Consider the following 20,033-nt stretch of genomic DNA (forward strand, 5'->3'; position numbering starts at 1 on the left):
CCCTAGGCGGCCATGCCCCCACCCCCATTCAAACGGCCCTGGGCATCACCCTAGCCAATGCTTCCAAAACCCAACTATGTGCAGTGTTCGGTTCCTTCGGTTGGAGTGGAGAGGCGATCGATATGTTGGAAAGCAAATTTCGGGATGCGGGCTTTAGCTTTGGTTTTGACACCATCCGGGTGAAATTTAAGCCCACCGACCAAACCCTGAAAATGTGCGAAGAGGCGGGTACGGATTTTGCCCAGGCCCTGAAAAAAGCGGAAAAACGTCGTCAACCTAAATCTGCTCTGCCGGAGTCGGAGTCTGCCCGCACTGAGCAAGCCCTGGGTCGTTTAGTGGGTTCCCTTTGTGTGGTCACTGCCCAGCAAGGGGAGTTGGGTAGTGCCATGTTAGCGTCCTGGGTTTCCCAAGCTACCTTTTCTCCCCCCGGTTTAACCGTGGCGGTGGCTAAGGAAAGGGCGGTTGAGTCTTTGTTACACAAAAATAGTTGCTTCGTCTTGAATATTTTGCAGGAGGGCAACCATCTGGGGTTAATGAAACATTTCCTCAAACCCTTTGCCCCTGGCGGCGATCGTTTTGCGGGGGTAGCCACGGAAACAGCGGAAAATGGTGCTCCGATTTTGAAGGAATCCCTGGCTTACCTGGAATGTCGGGTACAACAACGGCTGGAGTGCGGCGACCATTGGGTGCTCTATGCGGTGACCGACCGGGGCTCTCTGCTCCAGGAAGGGGTAACGGCGGTGCATCACCGGAAATCTGGTGACCATTATTAGTGGTTAGCAGAACTCTGAAAAAAACAGTTTTTGCCTATTTTGACGATGAATGTACCTAACTGGGTAACGGTCTCCCGTTTATTGGCCTTGCCCTTACTATTTCTGTGGTTACCGACTCCAGGGGCAGAAACCCGTTGGTGGGGAGTAAGTATTTTTTTGCTGGCCGCTAGCACCGATTGGTTGGATGGTTATCTTGCCCGTCGCTTCAACCAGGTGACAGAGTTGGGTAAATTCCTCGATCCGTTGGTGGATAAATTACTGGTGTTGGGACCGTTGTTAATTCTCCTAACTTGGCAAATGGTGCCGGCCTGGGCTGTGGGCTTAATTTTGGCTAGGGAGTTAGTCATCGCCGGTTGGCGGGTTAATCCCCAGTTAGCTAGTCAGACGGAAATTGCTGGGGCTAATCTCTGGGGCAAGGTGAAAACCGTTACCCAAATAATGGCGATCGCCCTTTTATTAGCCCCCTTACCGAAAATTTATGGCCAAATTGGTATGGTCATATTTTGGTTAGCGGTGGTTTTGACGCTAATTTCCGGCCTAATTTACCTGCTCCCCCAGACAAACAAGGGAGTTGTTGGGAATCAAACTCCCCAGGGCTGACAGTTAAAGGTATCAAACTTGCTGTTTACCAGAGCTAAAAACTAACCTCGTCGGCGAAACTTTGCCAACGGACAAAATGAAATGCGCCGGCCACGGAGCCCCAAACCCGTTCATTAGTTTCTGGGTCGTAACCCCGGTCGAGGCTAATTAACCCCGTTTCGCTCACCTCAAAACTATTTTCCAGATAGGTTTCTTTGCCGTCCCGCATCACCCGACATTGCCGCCCTGGTTGCACTTCACCTTTAAAACTGGTGCCAGTCCATTCCACAATCATGTCACAGCCATTCATGGGCTCCAAATCGTCGGGGCTGAGCTGGGCCAGTTTGGCCAAATCCCTGGCTGCGCCGTAAAATTTTTCTTCGTCTTTGACTTTAAAGTTTTCAATCTCAATATGATCTTCCACCGCCTTTAACTTCAAAACCCTGAGGCGATAGGGTCTCTGGAGCATAAAGTCATAGGCTTGTTCTAAAAACAAAAGGCGATCGCCGAATTTGGCTTGGTCGAGGGGACGAATGGCCACCCGGATATGGGCGTAGAAGGGAGGATTTTCGAAGGCTTGGGCTTGGTTGCTAAAGTCGGCCGCCATCCAACGGGCCAGGGCGGAAAGATCGGTGGAATGGGACATAAATAATTGTTGAATAATGACTGCTTTAAAAAGTTCTTAAAAAATATTTAAACCAGGACAGAACATACCAAGTAATCACTCAAAGTACTTACCATCCCGTGCCAGTCAATTTTACCCCATTGGTTGCCACCAAGTATTTGTTTAACATTCACAGTTCAAATAGATCTGGCGATTTTGGTTCGACAATCTGCCCAGTTTTAGCTTGCTTAATCGATGCCATTAAATGTTCTACATTAGCTGGGTTAGAGAGCAAATAAAGGGTTTCTTGCCAAGAATTAAACTCATCCAATGATATTAATACCACCTGCTGACCCTGATTATTACTAACGATGGTCGGTTCTAAATCAGAAATAACGGAATTGATTAATTCGTCCAAACTATCCTTGGCTTGGGTGGTTGTAATCGCTTTCATTTAGCCCTCCATTGAGATGTTGCCCCATTGTAACTGCGTCCCCTGGCCCGCAAAGCCTCCCTTGCTTGCCTATGTTTATTGAAAATTTGGCTAAGTCGATCGCCAGGTGCCATGGAAACTAAAGGGAATCACCTCTGGTAAGGCCAAGCGACAAATGGGTTCTTCCTGCAAACGATCCGCATCCCACAACCACACTTCACTGCCATGGCGATCGCCGTCATAGACCACAGTGATAATCCAGCCCCGATCGCCGTCATCCGGGTGGGGAATATAAAGGGGCTCCACTGGATATTGATATTCTCCTAGTTTGGCGGTGATAACATCCCCTGTGTGGTAATCAATGCGGGCTATCTCCCCGAACCATTGGGAACCGAGAATTACTGCCGGTCGTTGCAGAGCCATATAGGTATAGCGCCAGGGCTGGCCCGTCCGTTGGGGGTTAACCACTGGAAATTCCCCACTGCGGTCTAGCACCTTGGTTAACTCCACTATTTTGGCCGTTTGGGGATTGAGGATGGCTTGCCACAGTTGCCCATTGGTCGAAGTTTTGACCGCCCCGGTGGGCACTTCCCGCAAATATTCGTTGGTTTGGGCAAAATCGCTGAACCGGACAAAATCTAACCGCACATTGCCATCTTCCAACTCACAGCCATTGCCATAGTGCCATTGGAACCACGATTCCGTTTCCCCTTCACTGACAATTTCCAACGTTTGGCGATCAATTACTAGAACTTTTGTCCCACCTTCTGCATCCCAACCCAAAGCGTCCGCATAGGCCACATTGCCCAGCAGCAGAGAAAATTGATTGAGGGTAATGGGGGGTAAAAAGAGAATCAGATAGCGGCCCGCCAAGCAAAAACTATGGCAAAAGGGGGTGCGGCTTAATTTCAAACGACGGTGTTTGAGCAAATTGCCCTGACCGTCCAAACGATAAAGATTAAGGTTGAATTGAAAATCTACCCCGATACTAAAAATTTCCCCCGTTAACGGATCCCTTAGGGGATGGGCAGAAAAAGGCTGGCCCGGTTGAAACGCTCCACCAAAATCCTCCCGGCCCAAAGTAGCTAAATTTTCCAGGTTTAACGCATAGGGATGGCCCGCTTCCCACAGGGCCAAAAGGCGATCGGGCAGGGCAATCACAGAGGTGTTAGCGGCATTTTTCAGTACATCATTCTGGCTAAACAAACTTTTCCAGTAATGCCAAACCCCCTGGGGATCCACCATGCCGTAGTTACCGTAGAGATAACGACCAGCCTCTTCTTCCTCTGTGTAACCCTGGGTTTGCACATAACGGTACAGCCCTTCCGCCTTTCCTTCACCAAAATGTACTGCCAAGATAGCGCCATCGCCATCAAACCAATGGCCAATTTCTTCCCGTCCCCGACTGAAGCGGCCAGGACCATTACGATACAGACTGCCCTTTAAAGCCGCAGGAATCTGTCCTGAAATCAGCTCCAAGCCAGTGCGGTCAAATTCCACTGCGTTTTGGCTGAAATTGCTGGCCCAAGCGGCCCGGGAGAGGGTAGCAGTCATAGAAAGGTCTAAAAAATTTGTGTGGGAAATGACGACGGAAAAACCAGCCTTAGTGGGTGTTTGGCTCCCAGGGGAGAACAGCAAAAGTAGAGATTTGGCAAGGGTTTCCTCCACCGCACAGCTAGGCAGATCATAGCAAAATTTTCCCGAGGACAAGGAGAGTCCCGGGGATGGCAACGGCCTGGTAGGGGTCAGGTTTCAACATGGGGAGAAACTGGAGTTTAATGGGGCTCGAAAAAGAAAAACGGTTGATTTTTTGATACCTGGTTTGTTTTTTTATAATTCCTACTAGATCCTTTTGATGGTTAATTACATTGCTAGGGATTGGCCATTGGGTAACATCATTTTACTTGTCAACTTAAATTTGCTACCATTCAACTAGTATTTTATTTTTTTAATATTTTCCAAATTAAATTATCGAAATTAGGGGAAATATTATTATTTAATTATTCCCGAAAAAATAAAAATACGCTGACAAACATCGGGGCAAGGTTGAATGCTATTAAAGCTCAAAAAGTACGTAAATAGACATTACAAATTACCATGGCCATGGGCAACAATGGCGGGAAGCATCACCGTCGTGGCGCTTGTGGTGCTGGCCCATCCCCAGAAAATCCCTGCCCAAGAACCAATTGATGAGATTCCCCAATCCTCGTTGACAGCGGAGATTCAGGCATCCCCCCAAAATGAATTATTTTTTGCCGATGTTTTGGTGCGGGGGCAATCCGTTCTTGAAGTGGGAAGTTTAGCTAGCCTAAGCGCCGATGATCGGGCCCAGATCATTAATCGTCGCATTGCCAGCGTCCTCGCCCAGGCAGATTCCCCCGAAGCTGTCACCGTACAGTTTGATCCCCAACGGGAAATAGCGGTTTTAAAAGTTAATAACCGTATCCTGATGACCGTGACCAACCAGGACGCCCTCGATTTTAATGTGCCCATAGAAACCCTGGCTGAGCAATGGGCAAACCGTTTAAATCAAGCTTTCACTGAACGGCCTTTAGCGGTTGATGTTTTACAAAGATTGACCAACACAACGCGACAATTATTAAGAGATACCATTAATCTTTTGCCTTCATTACTAGGGGCATTGGTGATCATTCTCCTCACTTGGATAGTTGCCAAAGGAGTACGCCATGCCGGTCTGGTGTGGGCAGAAAAAACCGAAGGCGATCGGAGTGCGGAAATTCTTATTGGTCGTCTATGCTATGGGGGCGTCTGGATCATCGGTGCAGTAATTGCCCTGACCATTTTGGGGCTAGATTTTGCGACTTTGCTAGGAACCCTCGGACTAACCAGTGTGGCCATTGGCTTTAGCCTGAAAGATATCTTAAGCAATTATATTTCCGGGGTTATTTTGTTAGCGGCTAGACCTTTTCGCATTCAGGATCAAATTGTGGTGGGAGACTACGAAGGCACTGTGGTGCAGATTCAACTCCGGGCCACAACAATGCGTACCTATGATGGTCGTTTAGTTTATATTCCTAATCAAGTAGTGTTTCAAAGCAGCATTATTAATAATACCGCTTCTCCCATGCGTCGCAGTGATGTGATGGTTGGGGTGGATTACGATAGTGATTTAAACGAAGTTAAAACTTTAATTGAAGAGGCCTTAAGCTCCATAGAAGGTATTCAACTGGAGCCAGCACCAATGGTTTTAGTGCATGAATTGGCAGCCAGTACAATTAACTTAAAAGTTCGCTTCTGGGTTGATTCCCGTCAACAATCATTTTTGCAGGTAACCTCTACTGTTACCCAGGCTGTTAAGGAAAAATTGGCCTCTGCCCAGATTGAAATGCCTACGGAAATTTACACAATTATGTTGCGAGAACCGGCAGATTCATTATCTCCATTGGATTTGACTCCCACCGAGTAGTTTTGTGGCTGCCGAGAGTGTTGTATTGGTTAATTTGCTAGCTGCAAAGATGGCTTAGGGAGTGCTTACACAGTTAACTATACCCTCAAAATTTAGAGGAAAATTAGAGAGTTTTCCAGAATTGTAGTCGCTTTAGTGGATCGATTTAGGAGCAAACAGAAATTTTGCCAACTGGCTTTTAGAAAGCTGGCTATCCATGGTTACACCAACAATTGTTGATGTTGATTGAAATACTGACGGTAAACAGTGGTGGTAACTGCAATGGTACTAAGAGTATTGGTCAATAAAATTAAGAACATAATCAAAATTTGGTAGACCGAGGCATTGAGGGGATCGCCCCCGGCTAATACCTGTCCGGTTAACATTCCCGGCAAACTAACTAAGCCCACCACCATCATTTGGTTCACAGTGGGAATCAGACTGGCTCGGATGGCCGCCTTACGATAACTGGCGATCGCCTGGCCCGGAGTGGCTCCCAAGCAAAGGTGGGTTTCAATTTCCCGGGGATTTTGTTGGATAGCACTGGCTAACCTTTCACCGGCCAAGGAAGCGCTATTCATGGTTTGTCCCAAAATCATCCCAGTGAGGGGAATGAGATACTGGGGGGAATACCATTGGGGTGGCTGGATAATCACCACCAGGGCGTAACCTAAACTAATGGCCGTACTAGCCCCCAAAGAAAGCCAGAGCCAACCAAAAAGGGACTTACTGCGGGGATTAATACGATTCCTTGCCACCACGGCCGCAATGGTCAACATAATGGCCAAGACCAGCAACACTGCCCAGGCATTATCGAGGGAAAAAACCACTGCGAGGAAATAGCCCACCACAATCAGTTGCAGAATGGTGCGCCCCCCGGCCCAAATTAACTGCCCCGTCATATTTAGCCCCTGCCACTGCAAAAGGGCGATCGCCGTACCCAGGAGTCCCAACATCCAACCAATGTCGGCCCAATCCAGTTCGATTAAGGCGTATTTCATAGCTCCTCCCCACCATGGTGGATTCTTCCTTCTTTTCTTACTGCAATAGCCCCAAACCTTTCAACGCCTCTAGGGCCGCCTGTTTGGTAGCAATTTGTTTACTAGGGCCAGAGCCCTGACCATGGATTTTTCCAGTCACCTTGACGGTAAAGGTAAATTCTCGGGCATGGGGGGGTCCACTGGCGTCAATTAGTTCATATTCCGGCAATTGTTTAGTTTTGGCCAAAGACCACTGCTGGAGCATGCTTTTCACATCCATGGTCGGCACAGGTTTTGGCGATCGCCCGTCCTGGCTTTTTTCCCACTGTTCCAGGATGGGAACGAATAGTTCTGCAATGAAATTTTCCACTGCTGGTAAACCCCCATCGAGGAGGGCCGCCCCCAACAATGACTCGAAGACATCGGACAGAATGGAAGGACTAGATTGGCCATCTTCCCTAGCCAAGCTTTGGCTCAAGCGAATTTCCGGGGCAATGTCTAAAAACCTCGCCAAGTAGGCCAACTGATTTTGATTGACCAACTGGGACCGCAGACGGGTTAATTCTGCCTCAGTAAAATGGGGATAACGTTCAAACAGAATGCGCCCCACCACAAAACCCAACACCGCATCCCCCAGAAACTCCAGCCGGTCATAGGAAGGAGTACCGGGATGTTCGTTGCAATAGGAACGATGGGTGAGAGCTTCGAGTTTTAACTGGGGGTCTCTAATGGGGGGCAAATCAGGATGGTTCACACGCCCCGTTCAATGGATCTTTCCGCTTGGGTAAATTCTAGCTGTAAACGTTTTTTCAGCTTTTCAGGAATGGGACGGGCACCGTAGGAAGTGTAATATCCAGCCAGGGAGTTGAGGGCGGTTTGCATCGTGGTAAAGGATTTCAGCCCTCCAGCATCGCCTTTGCGACGGTAGCGAGAAATGTAGTCGTTAATCTGACCCCGGGCGGTGTCCTGGACTTCCTGATGGTTGGGGGCATCTTGGGGTAAATCGATCGCCTCCCGTAGGGTTGCAATGACAGTCAGGGTATCTTGGCTATAGTTGCCGGTGAGTCCTGTGCCGCTGTCGCAGGCCGTCAGACCGATCGTCACTACTAAAACTAAGGCCAACAGCCGTGACAACTGATTTTTCAAAAAGGACATCACTGAGGGTTCCCTCCCTGGATTGTTACTGAATTTTGTTAATTTTTATATCCTACCAGTTGGCCAGGGCCCCCTAAGACTTGCCTTTTACTCTGACTTCAGGATGGGGGCCGGGGTTGGGGAAGTGGCTCTGCCATCGGGGGCACTATTCTGGTTAGCCAAAGCCTGGTTGGTCACTTGGAGGGCAATTTTTTTGATCGAGTCCTTATACTGCACCGGGGCCAGCATAATTGCCTGCTGGAAGAAAGGATCCGCTTCCTTTAATTTGCCGGTTTGGGCCATGACCTGGGCCTGGGCTAGGACTGGACGAAAATCATTGCTATTAACTTTACTGGCGGCTTCATAGATGGCGATCGCCTGGTCCGGGCGGTTTTGACTGAGATAAATTTCTCCCAGCAACAATTGTAGAGAAGTGAGATGGTCAGGGGGCACAGTACCAGGGGCTCCGGTTTGGGCTTTGATCGCTTGGGTAATGGCATTTTGCACAATGGCCACGGTCTCAGCGGGGCGCTCCTGTTGGGCATAAAGTCCACTGAGGCCTTTCAAGGCCTGAATGTTGTAAGGGGATTGAAGGAGAATTTCTCGGTAAACTTTCGCCGCTCCGGCCTTATCTTCCAGTTGGGTTTTAAGCTGGGCCAACAGAATACGGTACTGCACCTGATCCGCCTTAATTTGCCCTAATCTTTCCAGAGGGGCGATCGCCGCTGTCAGATTTTTTTGTTGCAGACGAATTTCTAGCAAGCCCTGGAGAGCATTGACGTTATCCGGTTCCCTTTCCAACACTAACTGATAACCCAACGCCTGATTTTCCAGGGGAGTGGCGCCATTGACAACTCCATCAGCAGCGGTGCGGGGTTGCCACAAACCCATCACCAGGGGCACCAAAGAAAATAACACCAGAGCACTGACCATGGCTCCAATGCCCACGTAAACCCAAACATCCCGTTGTGTTCTAGAAGTTGCCACCCCAATGCCTCCTCTGGCAAGATTTATCCGAGCCCCGAACAATAATTTAGATGGTAATGGAACCAATGAACAATTGTCTCGGCGATTTGGTCACACCAAATTAGACCAAAATTTTTGCCTTTCCAGCATAGTCGCTCTGGCTTGGGACGCCAATGTTGGAGCCCGTTGTCAGAATGGTTAAATGGAAGGGGGAATGTAAACCATTGTAAATTTAAGCTTTCTCGCAGAATTTTTGCCCAATTAATCCGTTGCCAGGGAGTTTAACAGTGTCAATCAAGTTAGTGGTGTTGGACATTGATGGCACCATTGCCGGAATATCCAATCAAATCAACCCCACAGTGGTGCAAACCATTCACCAGGTACAGAGTCGGGGTATTCAAGTGGCGTTGGCCACTGGCAGAATGTTCGGTTCAGCCCTGCGCTTCCATCGCGCCATCCAGTCAACTCTGCCTTTGATTAGTTATAACGGCGCCCTAACCAAGCATCCCCACAGCGGCATGGTTCTGAGAGAAAAACCTCTCCCCCCGGCGATCGCCCTAGAGATTTTGGCCCACTTTGAGCAACCGGATCTGCAACCCCACCTTGATGTCCACTGCTATTACAACGACCAGCTCCATGTGCGGCACATCACCCCAGAAACCCATATTTATATGGAAAGGTCCGGTGCCATGGCCCAGGCCAGCGGCGATTTACGATCAATTATTGCATTGGGTAGCACCACCAAAATGTTGGCCATTAGTCGCAATGCTCCCCTGATGGCCCAGTTGATGGCGGAAATGGGCCACAAACTCCGGGGCCAGGCTGTGCATCTGACCCAATCCACCGAAATTTACTTTGAAGTCACCCACGCCGAAGCCACCAAAGGCCTAGCCCTCAAACATTTAACCGAAGAGGTGTTAGGGCTTGATCCCCAAGCAGTTTTGGCGATCGGAGACAATTTTAATGATCTAGAAATGCTGAAATATGCCGGAGTCGGAGTGGCCATGGGCAATGCTCCCCCGGAAGTACAAAGGGTGGCGGATTGGGTAACGGCGGACGTGGAAGCCGATGGCGTGTCCCAAGCCTTAGCCAAGTTCTGCCTAGATTCAACCCCAGCTCTCTGTTAATTGTTGGCCCAAAACTGAAAAGGAGCCTACCAATGGCAAACTCCCCTTCAGACCAAACAAATTAATCCACTTAATCCACAGGCAAAAGTCCCTAGTAAGTTTCCACGTGCCAGCGGTGTTCTTTTTTCATTTCCCGTTGGAAAGTGGTCCATTCGGTGCCATTTTGTTCCGCCAGGGCAGTGAAAGCTTCATCAATGCCAGGCTCCATGCCTTTGAGACCACACATATAGGTGTGGGTTTTGGGATTTTGCATCAAATTCCAGAGTTCTTCGGCATTTTCCGCTACCCGGTGCTGGATATACATCCGGCCGCCCTCGGCATTTTGTTGCTCCCGGCTGATGGCATAGGTTAAACGGAAATTGTCAGGAAATTCCGCCGCCATTTTTTCCAAATCGTCTTTATAAAGAATATTTTCTGATTTGGGAATACCAAAGATCAGCCAAGCTAGGCCCTTAAACTTGTAATCTTCGTGTTGTTCCTTGAACATACGCCACAGAAATGCCCGGAAGGGAGCAATGCCGGTGCCAGTGGCTAGCATCACAATGTTGGCATCTTCGTCCGGGGGCAAGAGCATTTCCTTCCCAACGGGGCCGGTGATGGCAATGTCATCCCCTTCTTTAATGTTGCACAGGTAGGTGGAGCAGACCCCTTGGACGGTTTCCCCAGCTTCGTTTTGATATTCTAGTTGGCGCACACAGAGGGAAACGGTTTTGTCATCGCCAAAGTCACCGTGCCTAGTGGAAGCAATGGAATATAGGCGCAGTTTATGGGGTTTGCCCTTGTCATCTTCTCCGGGGGGAATGATGCCAATACTTTGCCCTTCCAGATAGCGTAGGTCACCCTGGGAGAGGTCAAAGGTAAGGTGTTGTACTTCGCCAATGCCTCCGTCCCTCACCAAAGGGTAATTTTCTAAAACTTTGCCAATGTAGGGAGTTTTGGGACGATAAATATTGACGGGAATATCGTCAGCTTTCTTTTCTTTGGGGGTTGTTGTCATGGTTTTCTTAGATTCAGGGGCTGAATTAGCCACCGCTTCTGAACCACTTCCCTCGGATTGACTGGGTTTAGCAATGCCCTCGGTGTGGGGTAAAGGCGAATCTCCCTCTAGAGGCTTAATGCTGACAATTTTTCCTCCCATCCGGGTAATGCGTCGCATTTCTTGGTTCATCCGCTTTAGGGGGACGGTGATGAACGTGCTGCCACTACGGCGGATAGGATAGTCTAAGCCATCAGTCATGGTGCTCTGACTCAGGCCGATTACCTCATAAACGAATAAACGATTACCGGCATCGCTCTGGCGGGATGAAGTCGCTACGTAACCGGGACTGTACATGGGTTAATTGCTCCCTACTCAATCAAATAATACTGACAGAAATTTATTGCAGTATTATCAAGCCTACCATCGTCAGGCGATCGCCGTGGCTGGGAGGAGCAGTGGGGTCAGAAGCGGAGATTTAGTCCTATTACCCTAACAAAGTTAACCTTGATAAAATGTAACCCCTGTATCACTTTCCCGGACGATTAAGCCTAGGACGAACTTGAATTAGTTCAACAATGGAGGGGTGCTCCCCTTGGTTGGGTCAATCTTGTAGAAGGGAATACAATTCTGATAGAATTCATACTCAGTATTCAGAGGGTCAGGCTATATCTCTGGCTGGAACCGAAGAGCGTTATCTGGGGTTGACTAAGATGACTAGATCTCAGGATTAGTTTTCCGTCGGCCCTTGACAGGGGGTTAACAAGCCCATAGGCTCTGGTTTGTCTCTCCAACACGCCATTTGGGGTGAGGAGAAATTTTCTAGGAAACCGGGTTAACAATCAGTTTTGCATTTTTGAGGGATGTTATGACCACACAGCTAGACCGCGTGGTTCTTATTGGTGTTGCCGGGGATTCCGGTTGCGGTAAGTCTACTTTCTTGCGTCGATTAACGGATTTATTCGGCGAAGAGTTCATGACGGTAATTTGTTTAGACGATTACCATAGTTTGGATCGCCAGGGCAGGAAAGCCGCTGGGGTCACCGCATTGGATCCCAGGGCCAACAATTTTGACCTGATGTATGAGCAGATTAAAGCGCTCAAAAGTGGTCAATCCATTATGAAACCCATTTACAACCACGAAACGGGCTTGCTGGATCCGCCGGAAAAGGTTGACCCCAATAAGGTGGTAGTGATTGAAGGTTTGCACCCCCTCTACGATGAACGGGTCCGGGAACTGGTGGATTTCGGGGTGTACCTGGACATCAGCGAAGAAGTAAAGATTAACTGGAAAATTCAACGGGACATGGCCGAACGGGGCCACACCTATGAAGATATTTTGGCTTCGATCAACGCCCGTAAGCCCGACTTCACCGCCTACATTGAGCCCCAGAAGCAGCATGCGGATGTAGTTATCCAGGTGTTACCCACCAGGTTGATTGAAGATAAGGAAAGTAAGCTTCTGCGGGTTCGTCTTGTCCAAAAAGAAGGGGTTAAGTTCTTCGAGCCGGCCTACCTGTTTGATGAAGGCTCCACCATTGATTGGCGTCCCTGTGGTCGGAAGCTAACCTGCACCTATCCCGGCATCAAGATGTACTACGGCCCCGATAATTTCATGGGCAACGAAGTTTCTTTGCTGGAAGTAGATGGTCGGTTTGAAAACCTAGAGGAAATGGTTTACGTGGAAAACCATCTCAGCAAAACTGGTACTAAGTACTATGGTGAGATGACCGAGTTGTTGCTCAAGCATAAGGACTACCCAGGCACTGACAATGGCACTGGTCTGTTCCAGGTGTTGGTGGGTCTGAAAATGCGGGAAGTTTACGAACAGTTAACGACTGAAGCTAAGGTTCCGGCTTCTGTGTAACTGCGACACCAATAATTACCTGACCTACTAGTCTGCATAACTTACTATCTTCGTGGTGGCCATGGCTGTGGTTCCACCACGATTTTTATTGGGGTTTGATTTAGGGGAAAAATCTTCTACCATCTAAGGCGGATGTCAGTGTTTGATATCCGTATATGATCCAGGTTGAGCTTACAGGATGATCTCTGGGGAGGGTAATGATGCCATTTTTAGTGGTGGTGGTGGTGGTTTTATTTGCCGGAGTGCAACTTTTCCAATGGTTATTGGGGATAATTTTGCCCCTGCCCATTTACGTCATGGCCGGTGCTTTTTTGGCGATCGCCAGTAATTATGACAAAGGCATGGCTGTTTTGATTAACCGGGGTCAGGGGTTATGGCCCCATCACCAAACCCCAGGGGCCACCATGACAGCGGAGTTAGAATCCCCCAGGGTTAACATTGATGCAGTTATTAATCCACCAGAGTTAACGGAACAGAAATCCTTAAACGGTGACCAGGTCTCCCCTTAGGCTGGTAAAACTGAGGCGTTCGTCGGTTTCATCCACCACAATGGTTTCGCCTGGTTGGTAATCCCCCCGTAGAATTCCCTTGGCGATCGCCGTTTCCAGGTATTTTTGGATGGCTCGTTTCAAAGGTCGGGCCCCATACACCGGGTCGTAACCAACGGCGGCAAGGAAGTCTAGGGCCTTATCAGTCAATTTCAGGGTTAATTTTTGGTCCTCCAAACGAGATGCCAAGGATTTGATTTGAATTTGCACAATTTCCCGTAGTTGGGTTTTTTGTAAACCGTGGAAAATAATCGTTTCATCCACTCGGTTGAGGAATTCTGGACGGAAGTTTTCCCGCATCACATCCATCACCCTTGTCCGCATTTCTTCATAACGACTATCATCCCCTGCCACATCTAAAATGTATTGGGAACCCAGGTTACTGGTCATAATGATAATCGTATTTTTGAAGTCCACCACATGGCCTTGGGCATCGGTTAAGCGACCGTCATCGAGGATTTGGAGCATGACATTAAACACATCGCCATGGGCTTTTTCAATTTCGTCAAAAAGAATGACGGAATAGGGACGGCGGCGGATGGCTTCCGTTAATTGTCCCCCTTCTTCATAGCCCACATAGCCCGGAGGGGCACCCATTAAACGGGAAACGGCGTGTTTTTCCATATATTCCGACATATCGATCCGCACCAGGGCTTCTTCGGTGTCAAACAGATTTTTAGCCAAAGCCTTAGCTAACTCGGTTTTACCTACTCCCGTGGGGCCGAGGAAAATAAAACTAGCCGTGGGACGGTTCGGGTCTGAAAGCCCAGCCCGGGAACGCTGGATCGCTTCAGCTACCGCAGTAACCGCTTCATCCTGGCCAATGACTCGACCATGGAGCTCATCTTCCAAGTGGAGTAATTTTTCTTTTTCCGATTCCACTAGCTTACTGATGGGAATACCAGTCCATTTGGAAATAATTTCCGCAATGTCCGACTCCAGCACTTCTTCGCGCAAAAGGGATTTGCCGGAGGTTTGCTGCTCCGCCAGTTGGCTTTCTAGGGTTTCTACTTGCCTTTGCAGATCCGTTAGTTTTCCGTATTGCAACTCAGCGGCTTTGTTGTAGTCATAGTCCCGCTGCGCCTGCTGAATTTCTAGGTTCACCTGGTCAATGGTTTCCTTAAGATTACGGATTTGGTCAATGACAGTTTTTTCCGATTGCCACTGGCCGTTGAGTTTAGACTGCTCTTCTTTGAAATCTGCCAGTTCTTTTTCTAGTTTTTCTAACCGTTCCTTGGAAGCAGAATCATTCTCCCGTTGTAGGGATAACCGCTCCATTTCTAGTTGCAGAATTTTACGGTCAACTTCATCCAATTCCTCTGGTTTAGAGGTAATTTCCATTTTTAGTTTGGCCGCCGCTTCATCCACTAAGTCGATGGCTTTATCGGGTAAAAAGCGGTCACTAATGTAACGGTTTGACAACATGGCCGCCGCCACCAAAGCACTGTCAGCAATTTTGACGCCATGGTGTACTTCATAGCGTTCTTTTAAACCCCGCAGAATAGAAATGGTGTCCAACACATTGGGTTCATCCACCAAAACTTCTTGGAAACGCCGTTCCAAGGCCGCGTCCTTTTCAATATATTTACGATATTCATCCAAGGTGGTGGCCCCGATACAGCGCAAAGCTCCCCGGGCCAACATCGGTTTTAACAAGTTGCCCGCATCCATCGCGCCTTGGGTAGCCCCTGCCCCCACCACGGTGTGAATTTCATCAATGAATAGAATAATTTGCCCTTGGCTGTCGGTGACTTCCTTCAGTACCGCTTTGAGTCGTTCTTCAAATTCTCCCCGGTATTTTGCTCCAGCAATTAAAGATCCCATATCGAGGGAAATTAGTTTTCGATCCCGCAGGGACTCCGGTACGTCATGGTTAATGATGCGCTGGGCTAAACCTTCGGCGATCGCCGTTTTACCGACCCCCGGTTCCCCAATCAAGACAGGGTTATTTTTGGTCCGGCGGGAAAGAATTTGAATGGTGCGCCGCACTTCTTCGTCTCGGCCGATGACAGGATCTAACTTACCTTCCCGGGCCAACTCTGTTAAATCTCGCCCATATTTTTCGAGGGATTCATATTTACCTTCTGGATTCTGGTCTGTCACTTTTTGGGTTCCTCTAATTTGCTTGATAATTTCTGCTAACTTATTTTCTGTGAGGCCAATTTCTCGATATAAGTTTTTGCCCAGGCGGTCATCTTGGCCGTAGGCCACCATTAAATGCTCGATGGAAATATAGTCGTCTCCATATTTGACCTTGGCCGTTTCTGCATTGTCCAATAATTTATCAAGACTACGCCCTAAATAAATCGATTCACTTGGATTACTTAACTTGGGCTGTTGAGCAATAAAACTATTGACCTGGTCTCTCACCCGGGGAATGCTCACCCCAGCCTTATTAAAGATGCTGGTGGCCAGGCCGTTTTGTTCCAGTAGGGCGCTGAGTAGATGCTCCGTCTCAATTTGTTGTTGTCGATGCTGTTTAGCAATGTCCGGCGTTCTGGCGATCGCCTCCCAAGCTTTTTCTGTAAATTTATTCGGGTCTGTGGGTTGCATAAGATTTTCTATAGGGGCTGTGTAAGGACTACCAAATCAATTTTAGAGGGCGGAATCCAGCGCTAGGAAGGAGGGTTTTCCCGATGGAGCGGTGGGGTTTACCCTTGGCCAACGAACGGGTGAGAGTCTGGCCGAAGGATGCCAGAGGCCGAATTTGGCGAGGCAATGCGACAAAAATAGCCAGGGAGGGGAAATTTCTGCCATTCAGCTAGGCCCCAAAGCCCCTTTCTTGTAAGCTAGGGGCTAATCTTGACCCCTAAGCAGAATCAGAAGCTATGACTTGGAACGAGGGCTACGTCCTAGAAGTTAACTATACCTATGGTTTTTATGGCGAATTGAGTCCCCTCAAATTAGCCCTAGCCGCCACTCTCAAGTCATTAAAATCCCCCAATTTAGAGAAAAACTTTAATTACTGCGAACTGGCCTGCGGCCGGGGATATTCCACCAATTTATTAGCAAGTTGCTACCCCCAAGCTCAGTTTTACGCCAACGATTTTAACCCTAGTCATATTGTTGAAGCCCGCACCCTCGCCGAAACAGCGGGCACTAAAAACGTCCATTTTTTTGACGATAGTTTTGAAGAATTTATCAATCAAGATTTACCTCAGTTTGATTTCATTGTTCTCCACGGTATTTACAGTTGGATTACCCCCAGAAATCGCCTGGCGATCGTGAATTTTATTCGTCAAAAAATCAAAGTGGGAGGCATGGTTTACATTTCCTACAACACTCTCCCTGGTTGGGCCGCAGCCAGACCTATGCAAGCATTGATGCTCCGCTACGGACGCAATTCTTCAGAACCCATTCTGACCCGCATTGAAAAAGCATTAAGTTTCACGGAACAAATGCTAGAGTCCAAGGCAACCTACTTCACTCAAAACCCAATTCTAAAACCTCGTTTAGAAAAACTAAAAGAGCAAAACCGTTACTATCTGGCCCACGAATACTTTAACGAAGAGTGGAATGCTTTTTACTTTGATGAAGTAGCCAAAGAATTGGAGGAAGCGAAGCTCAATTTTATGGGGTCAGCCCATTTAATTGATTATGTAGATGCAGTGAACTTGTCTGCCGCGGCCCAAACCCAATTGTCCCAGGTCACGGATCCCATTTTCCAGCAGGTGGTGCGGGATTTCTTCCTCAATACCCAGTTCCGGCGGGATATTTTTACCCGGGGGCAACTTTCCCTCCTATCCCAAGAACACTTACAAGTTTTGCGGAGTCTCAGGTTTGCCTTGGTGACATCTATCAAATCAATGAAGTTTAAACATCAGTTTCCCTTGGGAGAAGTGGAACTCCAGGAAAAAGTTTATCGCCCTATTTGTGAAGCTTTGGAAAATGGCTCCTTAACCCTGGGGGAATTGCAAAAAGATAGTAGAACCAAAGATATTGCCTTGAACAGTCTTTACCAAGCCCTAATCATTATGACCGGCATTGGTTATACCCACCCAGCGGTAAGTGAAACAGTACGGAAACAAAGACAAAAATCCACCGATGCTTTTAATAGCGCCGTCAAAGCTAAAGCTATTTATAGTGATGAAATGAATTTCTTGGCTTCTCCCCTGGTGGGAACGGGCATTGTGGTAAATCGCCTCGAACAGTTACTACTATTGGCTAAGGAACGAAAACAAGACGGCCCCCAATTTATTTGGCAGGTGCTCTCTGGTCAAGGTAAAAAAATCATCAAGGAAGGCAAAACTTTGGAAACGGAGTCTGAAAATTTAGCTCATCTCGCAACCGTGGCAGAAAATTTCAATGGCGATCGCCTACCATTATTGACTAAATTGGGAATTAGCTAATTGTGCTTATTTTACCAACGGAACATGGTCACCAAGCATTAGCTGATTTGCCGTAGCTACGGCGATCGATTGACTTCTCCATCATTATTAAAGTGGAGAAAAGTTGCTTTTATTTTGCCCCGGTAATGAAAAAATTTGTTGTTATCGATCATTCCCTTTGCAACCTGCAAGGACATCACTATGAGTGTAGTGTTGCTGTGGCAGAAGCAGCCCAAAGAAATGGTTATCAACCGATTATCATTGCCAATCAAGCTCTACAGGAGTCTTTAATTGCTGGAGATATAAAAATCATTCCAGCTTTTCAAGTGGATTGGTTCAACAATCCGGTCAATGTCAAAAACGTAGAATCCGTTGCTCCCGATTTATCAAAGCAAACCCAATCTTGGCAGAAACGGTGGCGGTATCAGCTTTATCTCTGGCAACAAGATCATCAAGAATTAAGAATATTTTTAGAAAAAGTAGAAGGTAGCACCCAACGATTAAAAGAATGGTTTAAAGCAGATCTTCGATCTTTGCGGTCTATACCCTTGACCAATACAGCTTGGGGCTTATTAAAAATCCTTTGGGGAGTCGTCCGTCTAGTTGCGAAAATCCCCCTGAAAATTGTTGGTAAAATTGTCAATAAATCCAGTCAATCTGAAGAAAATTTTGTTGTAGAAACTAAAAATTTTACCCAAACCCTAGAAGAGATTTTACCAACGTTAGAGTTGACGACGGCGGATCAAGTTCTTATTCATACTTTTGGTATTGAACAATTAGAGGAGCTATTTTATTTTTTAAATAACCATAACCGGGATAATTTACCCACCTACCATCTGCTATTTAGGCGCGACACCGAAGACCCATTGGTCATCAATGCCGCCGGAATGGGATTAAAAAAATGTTTAGAAAATTTTTGCCAAACTCAACTCTGGCCCAGCAAAATTCGCTTTTACACAGATACTAAAGACTTGGTTCGGAAACATAATCAACTAAGTCCTGCAATTTTCACTCAAGTACCGATTCCTTTCCGCCAAGAAAAATTACAGTTAGAAAATTTTGATAAGGGTGTTGATAATAAAACTTTTATTCATATAGTTTATTTAGGTGATGCCAGGTCAGAGAAAGGCTATCAGCATTTACCCGCTTTAGTGGCAGATTTATGGGCCGATTACCTCAAGCCTGGTTTGGCAAAGTTTACCATTCAATCTAACTATAATGTAGCCGGAGGAGAAGAAGTAATCCTAGAAGCTAAGCTGAAACTTTGTCAGTATCCCCGCAGTGCCGTGGAGCTAATTGACCATGCTCTGGAACCCGATGCCTATTATCGTTTATTAGCTTCAGCAGATATGGTGGTATTGCCCTATAACCCAATGAATTATCAGCGCACCTCGGGGGTATTAACAGAAGCTTTAGCGGCGGGTAAGCCGGTGGTAGTACCCCAGGGTAGTTGGTTAGCGGAGCAGGTTGACAACACGAGGGCTGGCATTTATCCCAATCCTCAAGACTTGCCTAAGTCCGTTCGCTATGTGTTGGAAAATCTAGCTAGTCTGACGGAAAAAGCCAAAGACTTTAGCCGCCATTGGCAGTCTATGCAATCCCCGAATTACTTTTTAGAATGCCTGCTTCGGCCACTGGAAATATCCCCTGTAGAAACGGTTGAAATTCAGTCTCAAAATTTAGCTATTGCTTCGATACTAGTGATGATGGCTCTGGATAAATTAAGTGAGAGGGATAATCTTAATAAGATCAGATATTTTTGTCGCTGTGGCTATGAAGTTTATGGCATTTTTTACCGCCGTTTAGGACAGGCTGACCCGTCGGAATGGGATTATCTTAGCGATGATTTACAGCATCTTGGCTTAAAACAATATTGGATTTTGCAAGACTATTATCCGCATGATGATTTTTACGATAGTTTTGCCAAAAATTCCACTAATTTATCCCCATACCAACGAGAACAATACTTACAGGATCATTACGCCCGTAAATCAACATTAATTACGGATTGGGTGCAATCGGCAGGCTTGATTATTCCCCTGGAATTACAAAATAAATTGGGAGAGAATATCGATTTAGTTTATGCAGATTCGTTCTTTTGCCAACATTACCTACCAAAGTTAGGCTTGGACCTAACTAGGACCATACTGGAAGTGGATAGATTTCACTCCTATGATGATGCGCTCGGGAGCATCCCACTTTTGCCCTGAGTATAAATGCTTAGTGATGTGAGTAGAGAAAATTGCTGTAAAAATAAGAAAAACAGGAAAAATCTATGACCCCAGAAGAAATTCAGCAGGCCAAGGACTATT

General features: G+C 47.3%; 17 protein-coding genes. 8 read left to right on the plus strand and 9 right to left on the minus strand.

Annotated elements, in window-relative coordinates; genetic code table 11:
- Positions 1 to 773: flavin reductase family protein (locus tag IQ217_RS17020; protein ID WP_194020866.1), on the plus strand; the 773-nt coding region annotated here is incomplete at its 5' end.
- A 45-nt stretch (positions 774 to 818) separates the two neighbouring features.
- Positions 819 to 1,373 carry a CDP-diacylglycerol--glycerol-3-phosphate 3-phosphatidyltransferase gene (gene pgsA / locus IQ217_RS17025; RefSeq protein ID WP_194020867.1) on the plus strand — a complete coding sequence of 185 codons (555 nt, stop codon included), beginning with the start codon at positions 819 to 821 and terminating at the stop codon, positions 1,371 to 1,373.
- A 34-nt stretch (positions 1,374 to 1,407) separates the two neighbouring features.
- Here the strand turns inward: pgsA and IQ217_RS17030 are convergent, their stop codons facing one another.
- The 3 genes from IQ217_RS17030 to IQ217_RS17040 form a co-directional block, all read right to left on the minus strand.
- A complete protein-coding gene (locus IQ217_RS17030) occupies positions 1,408 to 1,998 on the minus strand; it encodes a chromophore lyase CpcT/CpeT (protein ID WP_194020868.1) in 591 nt (196 codons plus the stop codon).
- Positions 1,999 to 2,146: 148 nt separating this feature from the next.
- Entirely contained in the window at positions 2,147 to 2,410 is a 264-nt protein-coding gene (locus tag IQ217_RS17035; RefSeq protein ID WP_194020869.1) for a type II toxin-antitoxin system Phd/YefM family antitoxin, read from the minus strand.
- A 90-nt stretch (positions 2,411 to 2,500) separates the two neighbouring features.
- Entirely contained in the window at positions 2,501 to 3,943 is a 1,443-nt protein-coding gene (locus IQ217_RS17040) for a carotenoid oxygenase family protein (protein WP_194020870.1), read from the minus strand.
- A gap of 559 nt (positions 3,944 to 4,502) precedes the next feature.
- Here IQ217_RS17040 and IQ217_RS17045 point away from each other — a divergent pair.
- Entirely contained in the window at positions 4,503 to 5,816 is a 1,314-nt protein-coding gene (locus IQ217_RS17045; RefSeq protein WP_194020871.1) for a mechanosensitive ion channel family protein, read from the plus strand.
- Positions 5,817 to 6,016: 200 nt separating this feature from the next.
- Here the strand turns inward: IQ217_RS17045 and IQ217_RS17050 are convergent, their stop codons facing one another.
- The 4 genes from IQ217_RS17050 to IQ217_RS17065 form a co-directional block, all read right to left on the minus strand.
- Positions 6,017 to 6,796: an ABC transporter permease gene (locus IQ217_RS17050; protein ID WP_194020872.1), complete on the minus strand. Its 780-nt coding sequence runs from the start codon at positions 6,794 to 6,796 to the stop codon at positions 6,017 to 6,019.
- Between the two features lie 37 nt (positions 6,797 to 6,833).
- On the minus strand, positions 6,834 to 7,529 hold the full coding sequence (rnc, locus tag IQ217_RS17055; RefSeq protein ID WP_194020873.1) for a ribonuclease III: 696 nt from the start codon (positions 7,527 to 7,529) through the stop codon (positions 6,834 to 6,836).
- Positions 7,526 to 7,933 (minus strand): photosystem II protein Psb27, encoded by a 408-nt coding sequence (gene psb27 / locus IQ217_RS17060; protein ID WP_338116569.1) that lies wholly within the window; start codon positions 7,931 to 7,933, stop codon positions 7,526 to 7,528. Before psb27 ends, rnc begins: the two co-directional genes overlap by 4 nt.
- A gap of 84 nt (positions 7,934 to 8,017) precedes the next feature.
- Positions 8,018 to 8,896, minus strand: a complete 879-nt coding sequence (locus IQ217_RS17065; protein WP_194020874.1) for a tetratricopeptide repeat protein — start codon at positions 8,894 to 8,896, stop codon at positions 8,018 to 8,020.
- Positions 8,897 to 9,162: 266 nt separating this feature from the next.
- On the opposite strand from IQ217_RS17065, the gene IQ217_RS17070 reads away from it, so the two are divergent.
- Positions 9,163 to 10,002 (plus strand): Cof-type HAD-IIB family hydrolase, encoded by an 840-nt coding sequence (locus IQ217_RS17070; protein WP_194020875.1) that lies wholly within the window; start codon positions 9,163 to 9,165, stop codon positions 10,000 to 10,002.
- Between the two features lie 91 nt (positions 10,003 to 10,093).
- Here IQ217_RS17070 and petH read toward each other — a convergent pair whose 3' ends face one another.
- The gene (petH, locus tag IQ217_RS17075) at positions 10,094 to 11,335 is read right to left on the minus strand and encodes a ferredoxin--NADP reductase (RefSeq protein WP_194020877.1); all 1,242 of its coding nucleotides are present in this window, start codon (positions 11,333 to 11,335) and stop codon (positions 10,094 to 10,096) included.
- 511 nt (positions 11,336 to 11,846) lie between these two features.
- On the opposite strand from petH, the gene IQ217_RS17080 reads away from it, so the two are divergent.
- A complete protein-coding gene (locus tag IQ217_RS17080) occupies positions 11,847 to 12,845 on the plus strand; it encodes a phosphoribulokinase (RefSeq protein ID WP_190595697.1) in 999 nt (332 codons plus the stop codon).
- Positions 12,846 to 13,042: 197 nt separating this feature from the next.
- Positions 13,043 to 13,354: a hypothetical protein gene (locus IQ217_RS17085; protein WP_194020879.1), complete on the plus strand. Its 312-nt coding sequence runs from the start codon at positions 13,043 to 13,045 to the stop codon at positions 13,352 to 13,354.
- On the opposite strand, the gene clpB is transcribed toward IQ217_RS17085, so the two are convergent.
- Positions 13,328 to 15,946 carry an ATP-dependent chaperone ClpB gene (clpB, locus tag IQ217_RS17090; protein ID WP_194020881.1) on the minus strand — a complete coding sequence of 873 codons (2,619 nt, stop codon included), beginning with the start codon at positions 15,944 to 15,946 and terminating at the stop codon, positions 13,328 to 13,330. The genes IQ217_RS17085 and clpB overlap by 27 nt on opposite strands.
- Before the next feature lie 275 nt (positions 15,947 to 16,221).
- Here clpB and IQ217_RS17095 point away from each other — a divergent pair, with 275 nt between their 5' ends.
- Both IQ217_RS17095 and IQ217_RS17100 read left to right on the plus strand, forming a co-directional pair.
- Complete coding sequence (locus tag IQ217_RS17095; protein WP_194020883.1) at positions 16,222 to 17,742, plus strand: methyltransferase regulatory domain-containing protein; 1,521 nt, start codon at positions 16,222 to 16,224, stop codon at positions 17,740 to 17,742.
- Between the two features lie 125 nt (positions 17,743 to 17,867).
- Positions 17,868 to 19,931 carry a glycosyltransferase gene (locus IQ217_RS17100; RefSeq protein WP_228025780.1) on the plus strand — a complete coding sequence of 688 codons (2,064 nt, stop codon included), beginning with the start codon at positions 17,868 to 17,870 and terminating at the stop codon, positions 19,929 to 19,931.
- The last annotated feature ends 102 nt before the right edge of the window (positions 19,932 to 20,033 follow it).

Source organism: Synechocystis salina LEGE 00031, assembly GCF_015207985.1.
Taxonomy (GTDB): Bacteria; Cyanobacteriota; Cyanobacteriia; order Cyanobacteriales; family Microcystaceae; genus Synechocystis; species Synechocystis salina.